Consider the following 3701-nt stretch of genomic DNA (forward strand, 5'->3'; position numbering starts at 1 on the left):
TCCCGGCCGAAGCGTTCGAGGGAGGCGAGCGCCTCCGGGGTCATCGCGCCGAACTCGGCGTCGGCCGGGACCTCGTCGTACGGCATGTGTTCGGTGTGCTGCACCGCTCCTCCCCACGGCTTCCGCCCCCGCCCGCCGTCTCGGGCACCGGAGCGGCGTTGCGGCGGGCCCTCACCACCGGCCCGCACTCCTGTTGTCCGTTCCAACCAGAAAACGCCGTCGGATATTCCCGTAAAAGCTCCGCGGGCCCCGCCGGGAAGAGGATCGGAACAGCCCGCCGGATCAGGACGGAACGCCTGTCCAGAGGGGCTTGTCGCGCCCCCGCCAGAAGGTTCGGGAAAAAGCGCCCGACCGCCCCCGGGAACGCAATTCGCACCGCCGATAAAACCCTCCTCCGGGTTTTTCACGGCGCTTCGCAATCCCTTTCCCGTCTTTTCCGGCGCGAGGAGAACCCCGCCCCCGCGCCGCGCCGCCGTCCGGGGTCCGGCGGGCGCGGCGCCGTCGCTCAGTCCGCACGGACCGGGCGCGACCGGAGGGCACGCGGGCGGACGAAGGCGCGGCTGCGGTCCCGGGTGCGCAGGCGGAACGCCGCCCCCGCCACCGCCACCGTGGCCAGGAACCACGCCGGCCCCAGCAGCAGGTACGCGAGCGGCACCGTGTCCTGGAAGCCCGCGGCGACCCCGGTCTGCATGGTGCCGTAGGTGGGCAGGTAGCGCACGACGTCGCTGTCCGAGGACGGGTTGGCCACCGGGTTCTGCAACCCCATGTCGATGATGGACAGCATGACGATGCAGAACATGCCCTCCAGCTCCCCCCGGAGCAGGGCCGCCAGCATCACCCCGATCCCGCCGAAGGCCAGCGCGGACCCCAGCAGGGAGAGCCACAGCATGAACGGCTGTTCGGGGACCCAGTACCAGCAGATCACCGCCACCGCGTAGGCGCAGACCAGCGCCGAGGCCGTGACCAGCGCCGTGAGCTTGGCCGCGAGCAGGTGCAGGCGCGGGTACCCGGCCATCGCCAGCCGCTGGTCGAACCCGAAGGAGCGGTAGGTGACGATGAACATCATGAACCCGACGATCAGCGTGACGGCGTTGACGGCGCCGGAGATCTTGCTGACGTGGTTGCCGTGCACGGTGACGGCCTCCCCGGTGGCGCGCAGGAGGAACCGCACGTCGGCGTCGGCGATCACCAGGTAGACCAGGGTGATCCAGACGGGGATGAAGAGCACCACCAGGACCAGCGCCAGCCGGTTGCGCAGGTGCTCCAGCAGGGCCATGCGGGTGGCGGTGGCGTAACGGGTCCAGGCGCGGCGCATCACCGGCCCTCCGCCGCCGCGGGGGCCGAGGGCGCCGACGAGGACGCCCCCTCCACCAGACGCCCGCCCTCCAGCCGCCACAGGCGGTCGAAGCGCACCGTGTCGAAGGCGATGTGCGAGACCACCAGCACGGAGCGGCCCCGGTCCCGCAGGTCGGCCGCCAGCCGCCAGAACCGCTCGTAGGTGTCCCAGTCGAACCCCTGGTAGGGCTCGTCCAGGAGCAGCAGGTGCGGGTCGTGCATCAGCGCGAGGGTGAGGTTGAGCTTCTGGCGGGTGCCGCCGCTGAGCGTGGAGACCCGGTGGTGGAGGTACTCGGCGAACCCGAGGACGTCGAGGAGTTCGCGGGCGCGGGACAGGTCGGGCAGGTCGTGCGCGACCTGGAAGAGGCGCAGGTGCTGGGAGACGGTGAAGGCCGGGTTCAGCACCGTGTGCTGGGGGCAGTAGCCCAGGCTGCCGGGGTGCTCGACGGTGCCGCGGTCGGGGGCGAGGACGCCCGAGAGGATGCGCAGCAGGGTGGACTTGCCGGAGCCGTTCTCCCCGACCAGTCCGGCCAGGCAGGCCTCGGGGAGTTCGAGTTCGGCGCCGCGCAGCACGTGGTGGCGGCCGTAGGACTTGTGGACGCCGCGGACCCGCAGCGCCGGTGTGGGGGTGGGTGCGTGTGACATCGGTCTGCTCACTCGTGAGGGAGGGGGAAGGGGGTCGCCGCTACTACTCGCGTTCCCTGCGGGCGGCGTAGGCGCCGAGGGCGCCCATCATGACGGAGGCCCAGGTGCAGGGCACGAGGTCCCGCAGGGGCTTCCACGTCCGCTCGACCAGGTCCCGGGCCTCCCCGGTGCAGGCGGCGACCGCGCCGCACTCCTCCAGGGACGCCGCGGCGGCGGCCACGGTCGCCTCGTCGGCGTCGCCGTCGCGCACCGCGTACCAGAGCTCGCGCACCCGGCGGGGCGGCAGCAGGGCCACAGCGTGGGCCAGCGGCATCGTGACCTTGCCCGCGCGCAGGTCCTCGGCGGTGTGCTTGGTCGCCGAGCGCCCGCCGCCCTCGGCGGGCGCGGTGAGGCCGCGCAGGTCCATGACGTCGTCGGAGATCTGGTAGGCCAGCCCCACGGCGTCGAAGTACTCGCCCAGCGCCCGGAACTGCTCCTCCCGGGCGCCGGCCACGAGCGCGCCGATCTCGGCCAGCCCCCGCACGGGCGCCGCGGTCTTGAGCCAGTGGCCCGAGCGCACCCGCCGCAGGAGCGCCTCGGCGTCGCCCGTCTCCACGGCCTCGTCCATCGCGGCCCGGTGGCCCGCGATGTCGATCGCCTGTCCGCCGTGTCCGGCCCGCAGCACCCGTAGGTAGACCTGGTAGACGCGCAGCCTCAGGGCCGCGTCGTCGGGCAGGACCCGGTTCAGGACGCGGTCCAGCGCGAAGTAGGCCGCCGTGCCCGCGTTGACGGCGACCGCCTCGCCGAAGACGACGTGGGCCGCGGGTCGGCCCCGCCGCAGCGGTGAGCGGTCCTCGACGTCGTCGACGATGAGGCTGCCGGTGTGCAGGAGCTCGGCGGCTGCCACCAGGGGCCGGTAGGGCTCGCTGTCGACGCCGAACAGCTCGATGGCCGCCATCGAGACGTAGGAGCGCCAGCTCCTGCCCAGGCCCGCGGTGGTGTGCCGGACCGGGCCCACGAGCGACGCGTGCAGGTCCTCCAGCACCGCGCCGTCGAGACGTTCGGGCCGGTGCTCGGTCCCGGCCAGCTCCGTCAGGGAGCGCGCGTCCGGCTCCGCCGGGTAGAGGCGGTCGATCTCCTGGCGGGTGACCGCGCGGACGCGGGTGACGTGGCGCTCGAAGTCCTCGATCCGGTTGTCGGGGAAGACCTCCCACAGTCCGTGGCCGCGGACCGGGCGGCCGCCCATCGTGCCCTCGGCGTCGGCGTGGGCCTCCAGCCTCCCGGAGGGGGCGGTGACCGAGACCGCCTCCTGGCGCGGGAACCACGCCGTGGTCCGGAGCCGCAGGTCCAGGAGCGGGACCTCCACGTCGCAGGCCGTGGGATAGGTGTTGAGGGTGGTCAGGGACGTCCAGGGGCGCAGGCCGAGCAGGGTCGCGGGCGCCTCGACGCGCTCCCCGTCCGGGGAGGACAGCACGGCCGTCGCCCCGCACGCGGCCGGGGTCCCGTCCGGGGCGTCGGCCCCGCCGGTGCGGTGGACGGCCAGCTCCCATCCGTTGTCCAGGCGGACGCGGGCACGGGACCAGGAGGCGTCGCGGCCGTCCCGCGCGGGGAGGATGTCCCCGCCGAACGCGCGCTCGTGCCAGCCCCGGCCCGTGACCCGCGCGGATCGGCCCCGGAAGTGGAGGACCCCCGCGGCCTCCAGGCTCGCGGCCTCCAGGACGGGGGCCTCCAGGACGGGGGCC

General features: G+C 74.0%; 3 protein-coding genes. All 3 read right to left on the reverse strand.

Going from position 1 to position 3701, the window contains the following annotated elements; genetic code table 11:
- Positions 1–505: 505 nt before the first annotated feature.
- Positions 506–1315 carry a hypothetical protein gene (locus DQW06_RS08270; protein WP_013155915.1) on the reverse strand — a complete coding sequence of 270 codons (810 nt, stop codon included), beginning with the start codon at positions 1313–1315 and terminating at the stop codon, positions 506–508.
- A complete protein-coding gene (locus DQW06_RS08275; RefSeq protein ID WP_013155914.1) occupies positions 1315–1980 on the reverse strand; it encodes an ATP-binding cassette domain-containing protein in 666 nt (221 codons plus the stop codon). The genes DQW06_RS08270 and DQW06_RS08275 overlap by 1 nt, the downstream gene beginning before the upstream one ends.
- A gap of 43 nt (positions 1981–2023) precedes the next feature.
- A partial coding sequence (locus DQW06_RS08280; protein WP_117198237.1) for a polyprenyl synthetase family protein occupies positions 2024–3701 on the reverse strand: 1678 nt, incomplete at its 5' end.

The sequence above is a fragment of the Nocardiopsis sp. TNDT3 genome, from assembly GCF_003427465.1.
Taxonomy (GTDB): domain Bacteria; phylum Actinomycetota; class Actinomycetes; order Streptosporangiales; family Streptosporangiaceae; genus Nocardiopsis; species Nocardiopsis dassonvillei.